This is a genomic window from Providencia sp. PROV122, assembly GCF_028482365.1.
In the GTDB taxonomy this organism is placed as follows: domain Bacteria; phylum Pseudomonadota; class Gammaproteobacteria; order Enterobacterales; family Enterobacteriaceae; genus Providencia; species Providencia stuartii.
On the sequence record NZ_JAMPQI010000030.1, the window covers coordinates 1 to 19,387 of the forward strand.

At 44.5% G+C, this 19,387-nt stretch carries 20 protein-coding genes and 1 riboswitch; of the genes, 14 read left to right on the top strand and 6 right to left on the bottom strand.

Translation table 11 applies throughout. The features are described 5' to 3' along the window. Nucleotides 1-324: 324 nt before the first annotated feature. Complete coding sequence (gene purH, locus PSE69_RS17375; RefSeq protein ID WP_036942111.1) at nt 325-1,914, top strand: bifunctional phosphoribosylaminoimidazolecarboxamide formyltransferase/IMP cyclohydrolase; 1,590 nt, start codon at nt 325-327, stop codon at nt 1,912-1,914. 16 nt (nt 1,915-1,930) lie between these two features. Next, the gene (gene purD, locus PSE69_RS17380; protein WP_014656944.1) at nt 1,931-3,214 is read left to right on the top strand and encodes a phosphoribosylamine--glycine ligase; all 1,284 of its coding nucleotides are present in this window, start codon (nt 1,931-1,933) and stop codon (nt 3,212-3,214) included. Between the two features lie 201 nt (nt 3,215-3,415). Here the strand turns inward: purD and PSE69_RS17385 are convergent, their stop codons facing one another. The 6 genes from PSE69_RS17385 to nudC all read right to left on the bottom strand — a co-directional run bounded on the left by PSE69_RS17385 (nt 3,416) and on the right by nudC (nt 7,975). Beyond that, complete coding sequence (locus tag PSE69_RS17385; protein ID WP_014656945.1) at nt 3,416-4,039, bottom strand: DUF1481 domain-containing protein; 624 nt, start codon at nt 4,037-4,039, stop codon at nt 3,416-3,418. 89 nt (nt 4,040-4,128) lie between these two features. Then, the gene (locus PSE69_RS17390; protein WP_004924821.1) at nt 4,129-4,401 is read right to left on the bottom strand and encodes an HU family DNA-binding protein; all 273 of its coding nucleotides are present in this window, start codon (nt 4,399-4,401) and stop codon (nt 4,129-4,131) included. Nucleotides 4,402-4,602: 201 nt separating this feature from the next. Continuing rightward, the gene (locus tag PSE69_RS17395; protein ID WP_004924819.1) at nt 4,603-5,190 is read right to left on the bottom strand and encodes a YjaG family protein; all 588 of its coding nucleotides are present in this window, start codon (nt 5,188-5,190) and stop codon (nt 4,603-4,605) included. A 74-nt stretch (nt 5,191-5,264) separates the two neighbouring features. Next, nucleotides 5,265-5,936 (bottom strand): deoxyribonuclease V, encoded by a 672-nt coding sequence (gene nfi / locus PSE69_RS17400; protein ID WP_036942121.1) that lies wholly within the window; start codon nt 5,934-5,936, stop codon nt 5,265-5,267. A gap of 95 nt (nt 5,937-6,031) precedes the next feature. Continuing rightward, nucleotides 6,032-7,096 (bottom strand): uroporphyrinogen decarboxylase, encoded by a 1,065-nt coding sequence (hemE, locus tag PSE69_RS17405; protein ID WP_036942124.1) that lies wholly within the window; start codon nt 7,094-7,096, stop codon nt 6,032-6,034. 99 nt (nt 7,097-7,195) lie between these two features. Beyond that, complete coding sequence (nudC, locus tag PSE69_RS17410; protein ID WP_121875160.1) at nt 7,196-7,975, bottom strand: NAD(+) diphosphatase; 780 nt, start codon at nt 7,973-7,975, stop codon at nt 7,196-7,198. Between the two features lie 239 nt (nt 7,976-8,214). Here nudC and PSE69_RS17415 point away from each other — a divergent pair, with 239 nt between their 5' ends. The 12 genes from PSE69_RS17415 (at nt 8,215) to thiH (ending at nt 19,332) form a co-directional block, all read left to right on the top strand. Beyond that, a complete protein-coding gene (locus tag PSE69_RS17415) occupies nt 8,215-9,267 on the top strand; it encodes an ABC transporter substrate-binding protein (RefSeq protein ID WP_004924811.1) in 1,053 nt (350 codons plus the stop codon). Nucleotides 9,268-9,291: 24 nt separating this feature from the next. Then, nucleotides 9,292-10,110, top strand: a complete 819-nt coding sequence (locus PSE69_RS17420; RefSeq protein ID WP_121875159.1) for an alkaline phosphatase family protein — start codon at nt 9,292-9,294, stop codon at nt 10,108-10,110. Continuing rightward, a complete protein-coding gene (locus tag PSE69_RS17425; protein ID WP_004924805.1) occupies nt 10,110-11,015 on the top strand; it encodes an ABC transporter permease in 906 nt (301 codons plus the stop codon). Before PSE69_RS17420 ends, PSE69_RS17425 begins: the two co-directional genes overlap by 1 nt. After that, complete coding sequence (locus tag PSE69_RS17430) at nt 11,002-11,820, top strand: ABC transporter permease (RefSeq protein WP_121875158.1); 819 nt, start codon at nt 11,002-11,004, stop codon at nt 11,818-11,820. Before PSE69_RS17425 ends, PSE69_RS17430 begins: the two co-directional genes overlap by 14 nt. Further along, entirely contained in the window at nt 11,820-12,836 is a 1,017-nt protein-coding gene (locus tag PSE69_RS17435) for an ABC transporter ATP-binding protein (RefSeq protein WP_004924798.1), read from the top strand. Before PSE69_RS17430 ends, PSE69_RS17435 begins: the two co-directional genes overlap by 1 nt. A 22-nt stretch (nt 12,837-12,858) precedes the next feature. Then, nucleotides 12,859-13,521 carry an HAD family hydrolase gene (locus tag PSE69_RS17440; RefSeq protein WP_121875157.1) on the top strand — a complete coding sequence of 221 codons (663 nt, stop codon included), beginning with the start codon at nt 12,859-12,861 and terminating at the stop codon, nt 13,519-13,521. Between the two features lie 28 nt (nt 13,522-13,549). Next, a riboswitch (TPP riboswitch) is annotated at nt 13,550-13,661 on the top strand. A 200-nt stretch (nt 13,662-13,861) separates the two neighbouring features. Further along, on the top strand, nt 13,862-15,811 hold the full coding sequence (thiC, locus tag PSE69_RS17445; RefSeq protein WP_121875156.1) for a phosphomethylpyrimidine synthase ThiC: 1,950 nt from the start codon (nt 13,862-13,864) through the stop codon (nt 15,809-15,811). Then, nucleotides 15,795-16,433, top strand: a complete 639-nt coding sequence (thiE, locus tag PSE69_RS17450) for a thiamine phosphate synthase (RefSeq protein ID WP_040132709.1) — start codon at nt 15,795-15,797, stop codon at nt 16,431-16,433. Before thiC ends, thiE begins: the two co-directional genes overlap by 17 nt. A gap of 61 nt (nt 16,434-16,494) precedes the next feature. Beyond that, nucleotides 16,495-17,253 carry a HesA/MoeB/ThiF family protein gene (locus PSE69_RS17455; RefSeq protein ID WP_121875155.1) on the top strand — a complete coding sequence of 253 codons (759 nt, stop codon included), beginning with the start codon at nt 16,495-16,497 and terminating at the stop codon, nt 17,251-17,253. Then, nucleotides 17,241-17,441 (top strand): sulfur carrier protein ThiS, encoded by a 201-nt coding sequence (gene thiS / locus PSE69_RS17460; protein ID WP_121875154.1) that lies wholly within the window; start codon nt 17,241-17,243, stop codon nt 17,439-17,441. The genes PSE69_RS17455 and thiS overlap by 13 nt, the downstream gene beginning before the upstream one ends. Nucleotides 17,442-17,443: 2 nt before the next feature. Then, the gene (locus tag PSE69_RS17465) at nt 17,444-18,214 is read left to right on the top strand and encodes a thiazole synthase (protein ID WP_004924786.1); all 771 of its coding nucleotides are present in this window, start codon (nt 17,444-17,446) and stop codon (nt 18,212-18,214) included. Next, on the top strand, nt 18,211-19,332 hold the full coding sequence (gene thiH / locus PSE69_RS17470) for a 2-iminoacetate synthase ThiH (protein WP_004924784.1): 1,122 nt from the start codon (nt 18,211-18,213) through the stop codon (nt 19,330-19,332). Before PSE69_RS17465 ends, thiH begins: the two co-directional genes overlap by 4 nt. The last annotated feature ends 55 nt before the right edge of the window (nt 19,333-19,387 follow it).

The following is a 19,387-nucleotide window of genomic DNA, read 5'->3' on the forward strand; positions in this document are numbered from 1 at the left end:
CCTTTTTATCACTTTTTTATTCGATTGCTGCATTCCACAGCAAAACGCACCTTTATACAGATTTACCCACAAAGTTATCCACAACCATAAAAATAATTAAAATATAACGCGCATTACGCAAACGATTGCGTTACAATTAGCATGAAAATTCATCGTTGATTTTATTTTTATGTTCTGAAATTGTTAGTGGCTTATCTCTATCTATTGATATTTTGATGTGATTAAACAGTTACAGCAGAAATAGGTATATATAAGAAGCGTCGTTTTTACGCTTTAAACTAACTCTTACGGTTTTATTGCTTTCTTATCCAAGGGATCTATCTCATGCAACAGCTTCGTCCTATTCGTCGTGCCCTGCTCAGTGTTTCTGATAAAACAGGTGTTGTTGAATTCGCTAAAGCGCTTTCACAACGAGGTGTTGAACTGCTCTCTACAGGTGGAACCGCAAAACTACTTGCCGAGTCAGGGTTAAAAGTCACCGAAGTTTCAGACTATACAGGGTTCCCTGAAATGATGGATGGTCGTGTTAAAACACTTCACCCAAAAGTTCATGGTGGCATTTTAGGTCGTCGTGGCATTGATGATGCCATTATGCAGCAACATAATATCGAACCGATTGATATGGTTGTTGTCAATCTGTACCCCTTTGCACAAACCGTCGCTAAGCCTAACTGCACCCTAGAAGATGCTGTTGAAAATATTGATATCGGCGGCCCCACAATGGTGCGCTCAGCCGCTAAAAACCATAAAGATGTCGCGATTGTTGTGAACAGCAATGATTATGAAAAAATCATTGAAGAATTGGATAACCACGATAACTCTTTAAATTGGTCTACTCGTTTTGACCTTGCTATTAAAGCGTTCGAACATACTGCCGCTTATGACAGTATGATAGCCAACTACTTTGGCGAATTAGTCACCCCTTATTATGGCGATACAACGCAACCATCGGGACGTTTCCCTCGTACGTTGAATTTAAACTTTATCAAAAAACAAGACATGCGTTACGGTGAAAATAGTCACCAAGATGCCGCTTTTTATATAGAAGAGAACCCTAAAGAGGCATCAATCGCCACGGCGACACAGCTGCAAGGTAAGGCTCTCTCTTATAACAATATTGCTGATACGGACGCCGCTTTAGAATGTGTTAAATCTTTCGAAGAGCCAGCTTGCGTTATCGTCAAACATGCCAACCCTTGCGGTGTTGCTATTGGTAATAATATTCATGCAGCTTACGATCGCGCGTTTAAAACGGATCCAACGTCTGCATTTGGTGGCATCATTGCCTTTAACCGTCAGCTTGATAAGGCAACAGCAGAAGCGATTATTGAGCGCCAATTTGTAGAAGTTATTATTGCACCAACGGTTGCCGATGATGCTCTTTCAGTATTAGCGACCAAGCAAAATGTGCGTGTACTTACATGTGGTGAGTGGGATAAACCTGTTGCAGGATTAGATTTTAAACGTGTTAACGGTGGTTTATTGGTCCAAGACCGTGACCTTGGTATGGTTGAACCTGACGAGCTACGTGTTGTGACTAAACGCCAACCCACTGAGCGTGAATTTAAAGATGCCCTATTCTGTTGGAAAGTCGCTAAATTCGTTAAGTCGAACGCGATTGTTTATGCCAAAAATGATATGACTATTGGCATTGGTGCAGGGCAAATGAGCCGAGTGTATTCTGCGAAAATTGCAGGTATTAAAGCCGCAGATGAAGGCTTAGAAGTTGCAGGTTGTGCAATGGCCTCCGACGCATTCTTCCCGTTCCGTGACGGTATTGACGCAGCGGCAGCCGTTGGCGTGACCTGTGTGATCCAGCCAGGTGGTTCAATCCGCGATAGCGAAGTGATTGAAGCGGCTAACGAGCACGGCATCGCCATGATTTTCACTAATATGCGCCATTTCCGCCATTAATCATGTGGAGTTAAGTATGAATATTTTAATTATTGGTGGCGGTGGTCGTGAACACGCCCTAGCATGGAAAGCCGCACAGTCACCACTTGCTGACAAAGTTTATGTGGCTCCGGGTAATGCTGGAACTGCATTAGAGCCTAATCTTGAAAACGTGGCTATCTCAGCAACGGATATCGATGGATTATTAAAATTTGCGAAAGAGCAACAAATCGGCCTAACGATTGTTGGCCCAGAAGCACCACTGGTCATTGGGGTCGTTGATGCGTTCCAAAAAGCAGGGCTAACCATTTTCGGTCCGACTCAAGGCGCCGCACAGCTCGAAGGTTCGAAAGCTTTTACGAAAGACTTTTTAGCTCGTCACAAAATACCGACAGCCGCTTACCAAAATTTTACTGAAATCGAACCTGCTTTGGCGTATCTGGATAAAGTCGGCGCACCGATTGTTATTAAGGCTGATGGTCTTGCCGCAGGTAAAGGTGTCATTGTCGCGATGACGCTGGCTGAAGCTAAAGATGCTGTGCACGATATGCTTGCTGGTAACGCATTTGGTGATGCAGGTCACCGTATCGTGATTGAAGAGTTCTTAGACGGTGAAGAAGCAAGTTTTATTGTGATGGTGGACGGCGAAAATGTCATTCCAATGGCAACTAGCCAAGACCATAAACGTGTTGGTGATGGTGATACAGGTCTTAACACGGGCGGCATGGGCGCATATTCACCGGCGCCCGTTGTGACAAATGAAATTCACCAGCGTGTCATGGAACAAATCATCTATCCAACAGTAAAAGGTATGGATGCCGAGGGGCATCGTTATCAAGGTTTCCTCTATGCGGGTCTAATGATTGATAAGGCTGGTAACCCTAAAGTTATCGAATTTAACTGCCGTTTTGGCGATCCTGAAACTCAACCTATCATGATGCGTTTACAATCTGATTTAGTCGAGTTGTGTCTTGCAGGGGCAAAAGGTGAGCTAGCAGGTAAAGATTCCTTATGGGATGAACGCCCTGCTCTCGGTGTGGTAATTGCTGCCGGAGGTTATCCAGGTGATTACCGCCAAGGTGATGTGATCCACGGTTTGCCGACCGAAGAAATGGCGGATAGCAAAGTATTTCATGCTGGCACTAAAATGAAAGATGATAAGGTCATCACTGCCGGAGGCCGTGTTCTTTGTGTCACAGCACTCGGTAATGATATCGCCCAAGCTCAACAAAAAGCCTATCAAGCCGCTGAAAATATTCATTGGGATGGCAGTTTTTACCGTAAAGATATTGGTTATCGTGCCGTCGCACGCCTGAAATAGCGAGCACAGAAGTTAAACTCACTAAGCTGATAAACAGCCGCTTTATCAGCTTTTTTATTTCTAACAGGCGAAAGCGCTGAGTATTTCGTAGCCTAACTAGGCGACAAAGTAATTTACCCTCGGGGGTATACACAAATATGTGACTGAGGTGAGTTGCTGAAGCCAACAACGTTAGGATGCGAAAGACGACGAGCGGTGAGATTACAATGAATCTTTACTAGGCTGCCAGCGGCAAAAATCGGTATCCGCAACCATCAAAAGTTGATTCCCTTCAGGGGATTCTAACCAAGCAATATTCAGCTGTTTATGCCAAACTTTTGTTCGGCTTTCTAACCAATTTTGTGCATAAGGTTCAAATTCGACTTTTTTGACATCACCGCCACAAGTGACGACTTGGTTTTGTGACCAACGACCTTGGTATAGTTTCACACCACCGACTACCAAAGCAGTATTAATATCTAAAATACGTTTTGCTTCAAAACGCCAACGGATAATGTCATCGGAAGAAAGTGCGGTTTTGCGATCTTTTTCGACTCGTTGCATAAAGATCACATCATCGTTTTTGTTAAAACGGAGTTGTTCCATCATTTCTTGCTCACCCGCATTTAAGATTTGGCTACGAATTTGCCAAAGCTGGCCTGCTCGGTACTCGAAGAAATTAACAGAAGTATCAGTGCCTTTGTAAGGGCTGTAAACAACCATAAGCACTTGAGGGTCATTTTTTGCGTCATTAAGACGCCACATACGGATTACACCATCATCCGCAATAAATCCACTCGCACTAAACTCGGGAAAGTTGTTACGAGAAGAACAGGCGCTGAGCATTGAGATGGCTCCCAATACCAGCAACCCTTTCCGAATGAACAAAAGGGGTCGTTGACTACCCCCCCTGATAATTCTAGTTTGCAACTTAATTATTTTACCGCTTCTTTCAGTGCTTTACCGGCAGAGAAAGCAGGAACATTAGTTGCTGGGATAGTGATCTCTTCGCGAGTTTGCGGGTTACGACCGGTACGCTCTGCACGGTGGCTGACTTTGAAAGTACCGAAACCGACCAGTTGTACTTGCTCGCCTTTTTTCAGCGTTTCTGAAATAGCATTCAGAGTTGATTCTAATGCTGCTTTAGCCTGTACTTTTGTCAGGTCTGCTGATTCTGCGATAGCATCAACTAATTCAGTCTTGTTCATAAATTATCCTTACACAGTGTGTTTATCGTTTGCAAAGCATCGAGTGCGTCGGATATGCCAAATTGACAGCCCCTGATACACGCCCCCGATAGCCACTTCTCTTCTTGCCCCTAAATGTAGACCAGTCTAGGGGCAAATGTGAAGTCTTAGTCATCAGCATTACTGCGCTAAGTCACGTTTTCATCAATGAAACGCTAAAAACTAGCCTACAGTAATACCAATATTGCTAACCCCCGCTTCACGGAGGTCAGATTTTAATCCTTTAATTAACTCTAAGTCTCGCTCTTCACAGGCAGCCAGTAAACGGAAAATTTCCCACTGGATATCCCACTCTTCCTCAATTGAGGACAATTCTTTCAGCTCTTCCTCTGACATTTCCCTACCAGCTTGGGTCATTTCCAGCATCGCAACAGTACGAATCGATGTTTCGCTAACCGCAATAGCATGGCTCAGTGTTTCGCCACTTAATTTTGCATGAACCACTTCACCTAAAGCGATACAAGCATCGATGGCTGGATAAACACCGTAGAAATCAAAATCATCTGCTGACGGTATAATTTCTTCTAATTTTTCGAGCTGATTGTCGAAATTAATTTTACTGTCTTTAACGACCAGCGTTTCCCATACCAAATCAAGTATAGACCGATAAACCTTTGCGTCAGTAAATTCACTTTGCTGACAAAACATTTGGTAGTTGGGGTACATTCGTTCGCACAGGCATGCCATAAAAGTAACATGTTGCCAGCTTTCTAGTTTTTCCAACCTCAAATGGATGGGATTTCTTAACATAATTTCAGACTCATCAATCTCAATACATCGCAGTTTACCTGAAAATCTGCCAATACCACATATTTTGCTGATAATTAGCCGGATTTCTCTTTCATTCGCTCAAAAAACGACCTATTAGAGGCTATTCCATCAGCAAGTCGCGTTGGCTCAGGTAGCCGATACCCCTTTAAACAGCGTTCAACCCACTCACGAGAAGCACTGACACTCATCTTATGACCCGGTGAAATAAACAAAGGATTACATCTTTTTTTACTTCTCAGCACCCAACCAAGCTGATTTTCGCCATGCCGTAATGGTTGAAAACTTCCCGGGGCTTCATTCACTGCTTCATAGTCACCGTACAATCGACTTTTTGCGACTCCAATGGTTGGCACATCAGCCTGTAAGCCAAAGTGACACGCAACACCGAAACGACGAGGATGGGCGATCCCTTGGCCATCAACTAACACTAATTCAGGTTTATGATGCAGTTGTTGCCAAGCTGCCATCAATCCAGGCACTTCACGAAAAGAGAGCAAACCCGGAATATAAGGTAATTGTGTGGGTATTCGCGCAATCTGATACTCAACCAATTGCAAATCAGGCCATGACAGAACGGCGATCACCGCACGAGTGACAGTACCTTGCTGCTCAAAGCCCACATCAGCACCACCGATAAAAATCGGCTGTATATTATTTTCATTCAATACAATAAGCTGTGCTTTATCTGCTTGCTCTTGTCGCAACAATCGAGTGTCTATGGCCATGATGTGCTCAATACTTATTATGATTAACGATTAATGATAGAAGATAACAGCGTACTTACAAGGATCTGTGAGTACGCTATCAAAAAACCGATCAGTTATTGATGGTATTGGCGGGAAAAACGGTGGACGGCATCAACAAAAGCACCTGCATGCTCAGGGGGAACATCTTGATGGATACCATGACCTAAATTAAAGACATGTCCATTACCTTGCCCGAAGCCTGCCAAAATATTTTGTACTTCTTCTTCAATGCGCGGTATCGGAGCATAAAGCATTGATGGATCCATATTTCCCTGTAGTGCCACTTTGTCACCGACTCGACGACGGGCATCCGCAATTTCAGTGGTCCAATCAAGACCTAGAGCATCACAACCTGTTGCAGCCATCTCCTCTAGCCATTGCCCACCGCCTTTTGTAAATAGGGTCACAGGCACACGGCGGCCTTCATTTTCACGTATTAGGCCATCAATGATCTTATGCATGTAATGAAGAGAGAATTGTAAATAATCACGTTTAGTTAGCACGCCACCCCATGTATCAAAAATCATGATGGATTGAGCCCCTGCCCGAATTTGCGCATTTAAATATAAAATCACGCTATCAGCGAGTTTATCCAGTAATAAGTGGAGCGCATTCGGGTCTTCATACATCATTTTTTTAATTTTTGTGAACGCTTTACTGCTGCCACCTTCGACCATGTAAGTGGCTAATGTCCACGGACTCCCCGAAAAACCGATAAGAGGTACATCCCCCTTTAGCGCTTTACGGATTGCTCTTACCGCATCCATAACATAGCCCAGTTCCATTTCCGGATCAGGTACTGGTATGTTTTTTATATCATTTAGGCAAGTGATTGGCTTTTTGAAACGAGGCCCTTCACCCGTCTCAAAATAGAGGCCTAGCCCCATAGCATCAGGGATGGTTAAGATATCAGAAAATAGGATTGCGGCGTCTAATGGAAAACGACGTAACGGTTGAAGTGTCACTTCACACGCTAACTCGGTGTTTTTACACAGAGAAATAAAATCACCAGCCTGTGCACGCGTTGCTTTGTACTCCGGTAGGTAACGCCCTGCTTGACGCATCATCCATACAGGGGTGGTATCTACAGGCTGACGTAGCAAAGCACGTAGATAGCGGTCATTTTTCAACTCAGTCATTATTTACTCCATTATAGTCAGTGGCCGCCGCAAATGGCTAAGGGCCGCTATTGTAGCATGTTACACACAACAATATCAGCGCCTAAGCAATTCGCACGTTTAGGCGTCCTCTTGGCGACATAAAGCCACCGTATCTTCAATTAATCGCCTTGCGATTGTGTCACTCGGAGGAATTTTAGGTAATTCATTGTAGTGATACCACGCGGCACTCACGAGTTCATTCGGGTCAACCTTAATTTCGCCACTGTCATAGTCAGCCAGAAACCCCATCATTAATGAGTGAGGGAAAGGCCAAGGCTGAGAAGACACATAACGAATATTACGTATTGTGATCCCGCTTTCTTCCATGACTTCTCGTGCTACCGCTTCTTCCAGTGTCTCACCCACTTCAACAAAACCCGCAAGTACGGTAAAGAGAGGGTTTTGAGTATGGCGGCGGTGCTGTGCTAGCAATATATGGTCACCACGACGGATGCCAACAATAATGCAAGGCGCAATTTGTGGGTAATAGCGTTCATGGCAATGGTCACAAAGACAAGCCCACTCAGTCGTACTATGACGCATTGCGGTGCCGCAATAACCGCAGTAACGATGGGAACGATAAAACTCCGCTAACTGTACTCCACGCCCAGCTAAACGAAATAATCCCTCATCTTGTGATGCTAATAAGCGCGGTGAAGCCATATCTGTTGGCATTTTTTCAGCAATTAGCCAAACAACCTCACCTTGCCATTCACCAATCGGTGTTGCTATCTTCCCAAACAGTGACCAATCTTTTGCACTCCCCCTAGGAGCATCTCCTTGTGGTAACCATAAGCGCCCAGCAAAGCAAACAAACCACCAACCTTTCTCTGTTCCAGTTAATGTCACTTTTGTCATTTTTTACATCTTTTATTGGTATAAAAGGATTTCATCTTTTTCTATAAAGATACGCTTTTTTCACAAAATGTAATCTAGTCGTTGTACTTAATCATTTTTAGTTAGTGTTTTTGACACTTTTTAGACAGTTTTTTCCCTAAAACATCGAAAAAGTGTCACAAAACCGTCAACTCACTGTCACCTTGGAAAATTAGCATACTAACTAACCAATATAACTCCTCTATACAGTGAGAGATAAAATGAAAACGATTGTACCCGCAGTTTTACTTTCATTAACCGCGTCAAGTGCTGCTTTAGCAGCCGATAACGATTTAACCGCCTTGATTGAAGCCGCTAAAAAAGAAGGTCAAGTATACAGTGTTGGAATGCCAGATACTTGGGCTAACTGGAAAGGAACTTGGCAAGATCTCGAAAAAACCTATGGATTAAAGCACCAAGATACGGATATGAGTTCAGCGCAAGAGATTGCTAAGTTTGCCGCTGAAAAAAATAATGCTACCGCAGATATTGGCGATGTCGGCGCCTCCTTTGGCCCTGTTGCCGTACAGAAAGGCGTTACCCAACCTTATAAACCAACCACATGGTCACAAATCCCTGATTGGGCAAAAGATAAAGAAGGCCATTGGGCACTGGCTTATACGGGCACCATTGCTTTCATGATCAATAATGAGTTAGTTAAAGATGCACCAAAAAGCTGGGATGATTTGCTAAAAGGTAAATATAAAGTCACTGTTGGTGATGTTGGTATCGCAGCTCAAGCTAACAATGCAGTATTAGCAGCGGCCTATGCGCGCGGTGGTGATGAAAATAACTTACAGCCCGCTATTGCGTTTTTTGCTGAACTTGCCAAGCAAAAACGTCTTTCCGTGAATGATCCAACCGTTGCAAATATTGAAAAAGGCGAAGTTGCCGTCGGTATTCTTTGGGATTTCAATGCGCTGAATTATCGTGATCAGATCAATCGTGATCGCTTTACCGTTGTCATTCCTTCTGATGGTTCAGTTATCTCAGGCTATACCACTATCATTAATAAATATGCCAAAAATCCAAATGCCGCGAAGTTAGCACGTGAATTTATTTTTAGCGATCAGGGGCAAATTAACCTAGCTGAAGGCTACGCCCGCCCAATTCGTGCTGAATACCTCACCCTCCCCGAAGAGATTAAAGCCAAATTGTTACCGGATGAGCAGTACAAAAATGTTCGCCCAATTAACGATGCGGATGGCTGGGAAAAGTCGTCTCGCAAACTCCCCAAAATGTGGCAACAGCAAGTGTTAATCCACCAGCAGTAATGTCACTTAGGAAGAAAATATCTCATGTCTGATAAAGTGATCCTTGTTGTTCTCGATGGCTTGAGTTACCCAGTAGCCCATGATTGTATGGGCTACCTCAATGGGCTGATCGAAGCTGATCGAGCAACGCTCTATAAAGTGGAGTGTGAGCTACCCTCTATGTCACGCCCTTTATACGAATGTATTTTGACGGGAGTTTCCCCTGTCGATAGCGGTATCGTTAACAATGACGTCGTGCGACTCTCCCACTTTGATAGTATTTTTTCTTTAGCCAAGAGAGCAGGTAAAACAACGGCAGCCGCGGCTTATTATTGGGTCAGCGAGCTATATAACCGAGCACCTTTTGTTGCGACTCGAGACCGTTTTACCAATGATAAGCAACTCGCTATCCAGCATGGTTGTTTTTACCAAGCAGACCATTATCCAGACAGCCACCTATTTATGGATGCGGAATACCTGCGCACTCAATACTCGCCTGATTTTTTACTGATCCATCCGATGAATATTGATGATACAGGCCATAAGTTTGGTTTTGATTCCTCACAATATCGTAACGCGGCGCGGCAAGCCGACACTATTTTGTCAAATTACTTACCTCAATGGATTGAGCAAGGCTATCAAATTATTGTCACGAGTGATCATGGCATGAACAGTGATCGTAGCCATGGCGGTATATTACCTGAAGAGCGCGCTGTTCCTCTGTTTGTTATTGGCGAGCAATTTTCACATCAAGAACAGTGTATGGTGAAGCAAACTGCGATTTGTGGCACGGTTTGCGCCTTACTCGGAATTGAATATGGCGATAAAACAATCTGTCACACATTATTGGTAGGAGATAATTAATGGCCGACGTTAGCGTACCTTGTGAACAAGCAAACCACCAACAAGGGAAAGCCGCAATGTTAAAGAAACACTTATCACGTTTTCATTGGGGATCAGCCTTATTAACACTGCCATTTATTACATTGTTTTGCTTGTTTCAAATCGCCCCTATGATTTGGGTATTTATCAATAGCTTTATTTATGAAGAAGCTTGGTCAGTCGACAACTACCTTGATATTTTCACCAACGATTTTTATCTGCAAGCCTTTGAGAACACCCTCTGGTTATCGATTGTCTGTAGTGTCATCGGGCTATTCATTTCTGCATTAACGGCATTTTCCATCTATAAAATGCAAGGCAGAGTACGCAGTATGATGATTTCCTTCACCACAATGGCGAGTAACTTTAGCGGTGTTCCCCTTGCCTTTGCTTTTATCATCATACTTGGGGTCAATGGCGCAATTACCCTGCAATTGAAATCTTGGGGAATTATTGAGGATTTCGATATTTATAGCGCAAGTGGGTTAATGCTGCTGTATATCTACTTTCAAATTCCTCTGGGTATTTTGTTGCTTTATCCTGCCTTTGATGCGTTGAAACCAGAGTGGGAAGATGCGGCTAAAACCATGGGAGCCAGTAAATTATCTTATTGGCGCAACGTTGCTATCCCCGTACTCGCTCCCGCATTACTTGGTACTTTTATTATTTTAGTTGCTAATGCCGTTGGGGCTTACGCGAGCACTTACGCCCTGATGAGTGGCAATTACAATCTAGTGACCATCCGTATTGCCAGCTTAGTCTCCGGCGACCTTTATTTAGAGCCTAATTTAGCAGCAGCATTATCCGTTTTACTAATTGCTATTCTTGGATTTATCACTGCCATCCATCATTGGCTATTAAAACGGAGTTATCATGCCAAGTCATAATCTTACCGCCAAGCCAAATGGCTCTTCCGGCCTTTGGCTACATAAATTCATTCTTATTAGTGTTGTTTTGTTATTAGCTCTACCTATTGTTGCCACTTTTATTTATTCAATTTCTACACAATGGGGAGCGACCGTTTTACCGGATGCCTTATCGATAAAATGGTATTTACAGTTATGGCAAGACCCTCGATTTCTGTATGCTTTTGGGCGGTCGCTGCTCATCTGTTTTAGTACTTTGTTGGTTAGCACACTAATCATTTTACCAATGGCATTTGCCGTGTTTTACCGCTTCCCGAAATTAAAGGGGCTGATGGATTTACCGATCATCCTGCCTTTTGCTATTCCCCCTGTGGTGTCATCGGTGGGTCTATTACAAATATTTGCTGATGAGCCATTTATGCTGGTTGGTACGCCATGGATATTAATTGGTACTTATTTCACTATCACCCTACCTTTCATGTACCGTGCACTCGCTAATAGCTTCCAAGGCATTAATTTACATGACTTAATGGATGCCGCGCATTTACTCGGAGCAAGTACCTTTAAGGCTTTCTTATTAATAGTATTACCGAATATTCGCAAAGGATTACTAGTCTCATTACTGATCTCATTTTCATTTTTGATGGGTGAGTTTGTGTTTGCCAACATTTTGGTGGGAACACGTTATGAAACATTGCAAATCTACTTATTTAATATGCGTCAAACCAGCGGTCACTTTACCTCTGCGTTGGTGATGTCTTATTTCTTATTTACCTTGTTACTCACATGGCTCGCCACGCGGATGAGCCGTTCGGGAGATGAATAATGAGTTATGTTATTGCTGAAAATTTGAGTAAATCATTTGGTCAAAATCAGGTGTTCTCTAATATTCAATTCACAATAGAAAAAGGCGAATTTATTACCCTGTTAGGGCCTAGCGGCTGTGGAAAATCGACCTTATTGCGTTGTATTGCCGGACTCGAACAACCTGATAATGGTGACCTGTATATCAATCGCCAAAACATCACGCACCAAGCAGCCCAGCAGCGAGGCGTTGGCATGGTCTTTCAAAGTTATGCGTTATTCCCGAATATGACAGTTGAAGACAATATCGCCTTCGGCCTAAAAATGCGTAAAGTCAACAGCACTGAGCGCAATAAAGCGGTTGCAGACGTTATTGAAATGGTTGAGTTGCAAGGTAAAGAGCAGCAATTTCCTCACCAGCTTTCGGGTGGACAGCGGCAACGTGTCGCCCTTGCTCGTGCATTGGTGATGAAGCCCCAAATATTGCTATTGGATGAGCCACTTTCGGCATTAGATGCGCGTATTCGTAAACATCTGCGCCAACAGATCCGTCATATCCAACGTGAGTTAAAATTGACGACCATTTTTGTTACTCATGATCAAGATGAAGCCATGATCATGTCTGATCGCATCTTTTTAATGAATAAAGGGGCGATTATCCAGAACGATACAGCTGAGAATATCTACACGCAACCAGCCAATGAGTTTGTGGCGCGTTTTATGGGCAATTACAACCTTGTGGAGGCTGACAAAGCCAATGCGCTACTCGGGCTTAATTTGCAAGGTACGCTCGCTATTCGCCCAGAATCCATCTATGTTAAAGAAGCAGGGCGACATTACGGTGAGCATATTTCACAGCCCGTCGATGCGATTATTTTAGATCATCAACTGTTAGGTAATATTATTCGTTATTCCGTCAATACCGCGGCAGGCAATATGACGGTTGATTTGTTAAATCGCTCATCTGAAAGACTATTTGAACCCGGTACACGCCTTGAGTTAATGTTTAATAAGAACGAAATTCGCGCACTACGTTAGCAAACGAGATAAAAGAGGCACAATGCAAAACAAATTGGCGGTTTTTGATTTAGATGACACCCTAATTCAGGGGGATAGCAGCGTACTGTGGACACAATACCTGTGGGATAAGCAAATTATCACCGACCCGCGTTTTGTCGAAGCCGACAAACAAATGATGGCACAATATAACTCAGGCTCCCTAGATATGGCGACTTACCTGCGTTTTAGCCTGCAATCGCTATCTGGGTTCAGCATCGAGCAAGTTGATCTCTGGTTAGATGATTTTGTTGAGAGCATGATCGTGCCACGCATATATCCCGAAGGGATCCGTACAATCGAGCAGTATCGAAAGCAAGGGATCCCGATCATTGTGATCTCTGCAACCGTTTCTTTTATTGTGAAAAAAATAGCCGAACGATTCGCTGCTGATGTCGTGATGGGAATCGACATCAAGCAGAAAAATGGCGGTTACAGCACCGAAATAGAAGGCATTGCGACTTTTAAAGCAGGCAAAGTCAAACGCTTGCTTCAGTGGATCCGCCACCAGCCAATTACCGATGCCTATATTTATTTCTATACCGATTCCGCCAATGATCTGCCCATGTGCCAATTTGCCGATGAGGTGTTTATCGTAAATGGTGACGCGCGTCTTTGCCAAGTCGCCACCGAACAACATTGGACACAATATCACTGGGAAGTTTGAATATTTTTTTTGCACCTCTTATACTAGGTCCATCTTGTCGGAGTGCCTAGTGGCAAAAGCTACGGGCTGAGACCGTTAATTCGGGATCCGCGGAACCTGATCGGGTTAATACCTGCGAAGGGAACAAGAGTAATCATTCAGCGTAACAATTTTGGTTATTTGCTTTTGCATATTTAGGCTGACAACTCATACGCAACACAGCAAACGTCACCTAACAAAATGAACACGCAACGCCATACCATTACTCCATCCGAACTCCAGACAAGCAACTTTCTTACGATAAACCTGAGTGCTACGCCCATATACGCGTAATCGCTCGTGACAATGTCAGGAAATTGCTATGTCCCAAAATAATATTATCCCTACAAGCGATCTTTCTCCTAAAGCGGCGCCTGCAAGAACGCGCAAAGCACAACGTGATGCGGCCGAAAACTTTATCAATACAGTTTCTGGCGTATCCTTCCCTAATTCAAAACGTATCTACCTAACAGGTTCAAGAGACGATATCAAAGTGCCAATGCGAGAAATCCAGCTCTCACCAACCCTCATTGGCGGCGATAAAGATAATCCTCAATTTGAAGATAATGAGCCTGTTCCTGTTTATGATACTTCAGGCCCCTATGGCGACCCAGCCGCAGAATTAAATGTTCATAAAGGATTAAAAAAGATCCGTGAAGGTTGGATCCGCGAGCGTAATGATACTGTTCCGGTTGATACCCTCAGCTCAGATTTTACGCAGCAGCGACTTGCCGACGCGGGTCTCGATCACTTACGATTTAATCATCGCCCCCACCCATTGAAAGCGATGAAGGGTCGCTGTGTAACACAGCTTCATTATGCACGCCAAGGTATTATTACCCCTGAAATGGAATTTATCGCCATTCGCGAAAATATGGGACGTGAACGTATTCGTGGTGACGTTTTAAGACAGCAGCACCCCGGACAATCATTTGGTGCAAATCTGCCTGAAAACATCACGCCGGAATTTGTCCGCCAAGAAGTTGCCGCGGGCCGTGCCATCATCCCAGCCAATATCAATCACCCTGAATCTGAGCCAATGATTATTGGTCGCAACTTCCTAGTGAAAGTGAACGCCAATATCGGTAACTCATCGGTGACTTCTTCCATTGAAGAAGAGGTTGAAAAACTGATTTGGTCTACCCGCTGGGGAGCCGATACCGTTATGGATCTGTCTACTGGTCGTTATATTCACGAAACTCGTGAGTGGATCCTACGTAACAGTCCAGTGCCAATTGGTACTGTGCCTATTTATCAAGCACTCGAAAAGGTTAATGGGGTTGCCGAAAATCTTACATGGGAAATGTTCCGCGATACACTGCTTGAACAGGCCGAACAAGGGGTCGATTACTTTACTATCCATGCAGGTGTGCTCCTGCGCTATGTCCCTATGACGGCGAAACGTTTAACCGGTATTGTCTCCCGTGGTGGCTCGATCATGGCGAAATGGTGCCTCTCTCATCACCAAGAAAACTTCTTGTATGAAAATTTCCGTGAAATTTGTGAGATTTGTGCAGCCTATGATGTCTCACTGTCATTAGGTGATGGTTTACGTCCAGGGTCAATTCAAGATGCCAACGATGAAGCCCAATTTGCTGAACTGCATACCCTTGGTGAGCTTACAAAAATTGCTTGGGAATATGACGTGCAAGTGATGATTGAAGGCCCAGGACATGTGCCAATGCAGATGATCCACCGCAACATGACGGAAGAGCTTGAACATTGTCATGAAGCGCCGTTTTATACCCTCGGCCCACTAACTACCGATATCGCTCCCGGTTATGACCATTTTACATCAGGTATTGGGGCAGCCATGATCGGCTGGTTTGGCTGTGCAATGCTCTGTTATGTCACCCCAAAAGAGCATTTGGGCTTACCAAATAAAGAGGATGTTAAGCAAGGGCTAATCACCTATAAAATTGCGGCTCATGCTGCCGACCTCGCGAAAGGGCATCCCGGAGCACAAATTCGTGATAATGCTATGTCTAAAGCGCGTTTTGAGTTCCGCTGGGAAGATCAATTTAACCTTGCTCTCGACCCAGATACCGCACGTGCTTATCACGATGAAACCCTGCCACAAGCGTCAGGGAAAGTTGCCCATTTCTGCTCTATGTGTGGTCCTAAATTCTGCTCAATGAAAATTTCACAAGAAGTCCGTGATTATGCGGCGCAAAAGGAAGCTGGCATGGAGCAAATGTCCGAAGCTTTCCGCGCTCATGGCAGCGAGTTGTATCACAGTGCCGAGGTCGTGTCCGATGAAAAAATTGCCTAACACTCCCTTTGCTCCCACTGAGCAACGATTGGGGCTTTATCCTGTGGTCGACTCTGTAGAATGGATTGAACGCTTGCTTAATGCAGGCGTAACGACTATCCAGCTACGTATTAAAGATAAGCATGATGATGAAGTGCGTGATGATATCCAACGAGCGATTGCTCTCGGTGAAAAGCATCATGCGCGGCTATTTATCAATGACTATTGGCGCTTAGCTATCGAGCTCGGTGCCTATGGTGTTCATCTTGGGCAAGAAGATCTGGAAACCACCGACCTATTGGCTATTCATCAAGCTGGGCTACGTTTAGGCATCTCAACTCATGATCAACATGAGCTTGCTATCGCTAAATCCGTGCGCCCTTCTTATATTGCGATGGGGCATATTTTCCCAACAGAAACCAAGAAAATGCCCTCAGCACCTCAAGGATTGGAGACACTCAAAACCATGGTAGAAGCGACTCCCGATTACCCCACGGTCGCGATTGGCGGTATCTCTATCGATAGAGTGCCAGCAGTGCTCGCAACCGGTGTTGGAAGTGTCGCCTTAGTGAGTGCAATTACCAAAGCGGATGATTGGCTAGAGGCAACAAAAACCCTTTTACGCCTCGTAGAAAATCACTGATTACCTGAATCAAACCCGCCCACACGCTCTCGTGATGGCGGGTTAATTCGAGGAGTTCATCATGTTAAATGACCATGAATTTATGCGTTATAGCCGCCAGCTACTGCTTGAAGATATCGGCCCTGAAGGACAAGGCAAACTTAAAACGAGTAAGGTACTGATTGTTGGCCTTGGTGGTTTAGGTGCACCGGCATCACTTTATTTAGCGGCCGCTGGCGTCGGTGAGTTATGGCTTGCGGATCACGACGAGCTACACCTTTCTAATCTACAGCGGCAAGTTTTATATGGCACTGAGGACATTCCTCAATCTAAAGCCAAACTTGCTGCAAAACGACTACAAGATCTTAATCCACTGATCCATACCCATGTCTTACAACAAAAGTTAGATATTCACACATTGCTTCCCTTGGTTGAGCAAGTCGATTTAGTTCTCGATTGTTGCGATAACATGGCCACTCGCCATGCCGTTAATGCGGCCTGTGTCATGGCAAATAAAACATTGGTTAGTGGCAGTGCCGTGGGGTTTGGTGGGCAGCTTATGGTGCTTGAGCCACCCTTTAATCACGGCTGTTACGCATGTTTATACCCTGACCAGACGGAGCCTCAGCGTAACTGCCGTACCGCTGGTGTACTTGGCCCTGTCGTGGGGGTCATAGGCACATTGCAAGCCTTAGAGGCCATCAAATTATTAGTCGGATTGCCTTCCTCGCTAAGCGGTAAATTGCGTTTATTTGATGGTAAACAGCAGCAATGGAATACCTTGCAACTGACACCGTCCATTCAATGTCCAATCTGCCGAGAAGAAACATGCACCTTATAATTAACGACCAGCCAATGGAGTTTGATGCGCCATTAACCGTGTCTCAATTACTCGCTTCTCTAGAGCGCAGTACGGTCGGCACGGCTTTGGCCATCAACCAAGTGATCATTCCTCGTCATCAATGGGATTCACACCTCGTGAATGACCAAGACAATATCTTATTGTTTCAAGCTATCGCTGGAGGCTAATCATGTTAAAAATTGCCGATGTGACTTTTCAGTCACGCCTCTTTACTGGCACAGGAAAATTTGCCAATCCAACATTGATGCAAAACGCAATCACTGCATCAGGCAGTCAGCTTGTTACCATGGCGATGAAACGTATAGATTTACGTGGCAATGACGATGGCATTTTAAAGCCTTTGCAAGAGATTGGGGTAAAACTGCTCCCTAATACTTCTGGTGCGAAAAATGCCCAAGAAGCTATTTTTGCCGCACGCCTTGCCCGTGAAGCGTTGGGAACTCATTGGGTTAAACTAGAAATTCACCCCGATGTGAAATATCTCTTACCCGATCCCGTCGAAACCTTAATTGCTGCTGAACAACTCGTAAAAGAAGGGTTTGTGGTACTGCCTTATTGCAGTGCTGACCCTGTGCTGTGTCGTCGTCTCGAAGAAGTCGGTTGTGCAGCCGTAATGCCACTTGGTGCACCGATTGGCACCAATAAAGGTTTAGTCACCAAAGAGATGTTACGGATCATTATTGAGCAATCGACGATCCCCGTAGTGGTTGATGCTGGGATTGGCGCACCTAGCCATGCGATCGAAGCGATTGAAATGGGGGCCGATGCCGTACTAGTCAATACCGCCATCGCTGTAGCAAAAGATCCTGTGCTCATGGCTCAAGCTTTTAAAGTCTCCCTTGAAGCCGCAGAGCTTGCCCGACGCGCTGGCCTTGCTAGCCCGAAACAACATGCTGAAGCTTCAAGCCCATTAACCGAGTTTTTGGGAGCATTACAATGAACAGCAGCTTTCGCCAACGCTGGCAGCAGCTAAATTGGGATGACCTAACCTTACAAATTTATGCCAAAAATACGCGAGATGTTGAGCAGGCTCTTGCTAGCGATACTTTAACACTTGATGATTTTATGGCATTGCTCTCCCCTGCCGCTCGCCCTTTTATTGAGCAATTAGCGCAGAAAGCCCAAAAGCTAACACGGCAACGTTTTGGTAATACCGTGGGGTTCTATGTGCCACTGTATTTATCAAATCTATGCGCTAATGATTGTACATATTGTGGTTTTTCAATGAGTAATCGCATTAAACGAAAAACGCTCGATAAAAACGAAATCATTAATGAGTGCGAGACAATCCGTAAAATTGGTTTTGATAGCCTGTTGTTAGTCACAGGGGAGCATCAAAATAAAGTGGGCATGGATTATTTTCGTGAGCATTTACCCACAATACGCCGCTATTTTAGCGCCTTGATGATGGAAGTTCAGCCACTGAGCACCGAAGAGTATGCTGAACTTAAGACATTAGGACTAGATGGTGTGATGGTGTATCAAGAGACTTACCACGAGCCAGCTTATCAACTACATCATTTGAAAGGTAAAAAACAGGATTTTCATTGGCGGCTGGAGACCCCTGACCGTTTAGGGCGGGCTGGTATCGATAAAATAGGACTTGGAGCATTAATTGGTTTATCTAACAGTTGGCGCACCGATTGCTATATGGTGGCGGAGCACCTGATTTATCTCCAAAAACACTATTGGCAGAGCCGTTATTCTATTTCATTTCCTCGTTTACGCCCTTGTGCTGGTGGTATAGAGCCGGCTTCTTTAATGAGTGAAGCTGAACTTGTGCAGCTTATTTGCGCATTTCGTTTATTGGCGCCAGATGTTGAGCTATCACTTTCAACCCGCGAATCGCCTTATTTTCGCGATCACGTTGTGCCACTTGCCATTAATAATGTCAGTGCGGGTTCAAAAACACAGCCGGGCGGTTATGCCGATGACCATGCTGAATTGGAACAATTTGCACCGCATGATAATCGTAGTGCCGCACAAGTTGCAGAATCTTTAATTCGTTCGGGGCTACAACCGGTCTGGAAAGATTGGGATGGCTATTTAGGGCGTTAATTTATCCGATAAACTTCAAGGAGGAAGTTTATCCCTTTTTTGGCTACTTTTACGT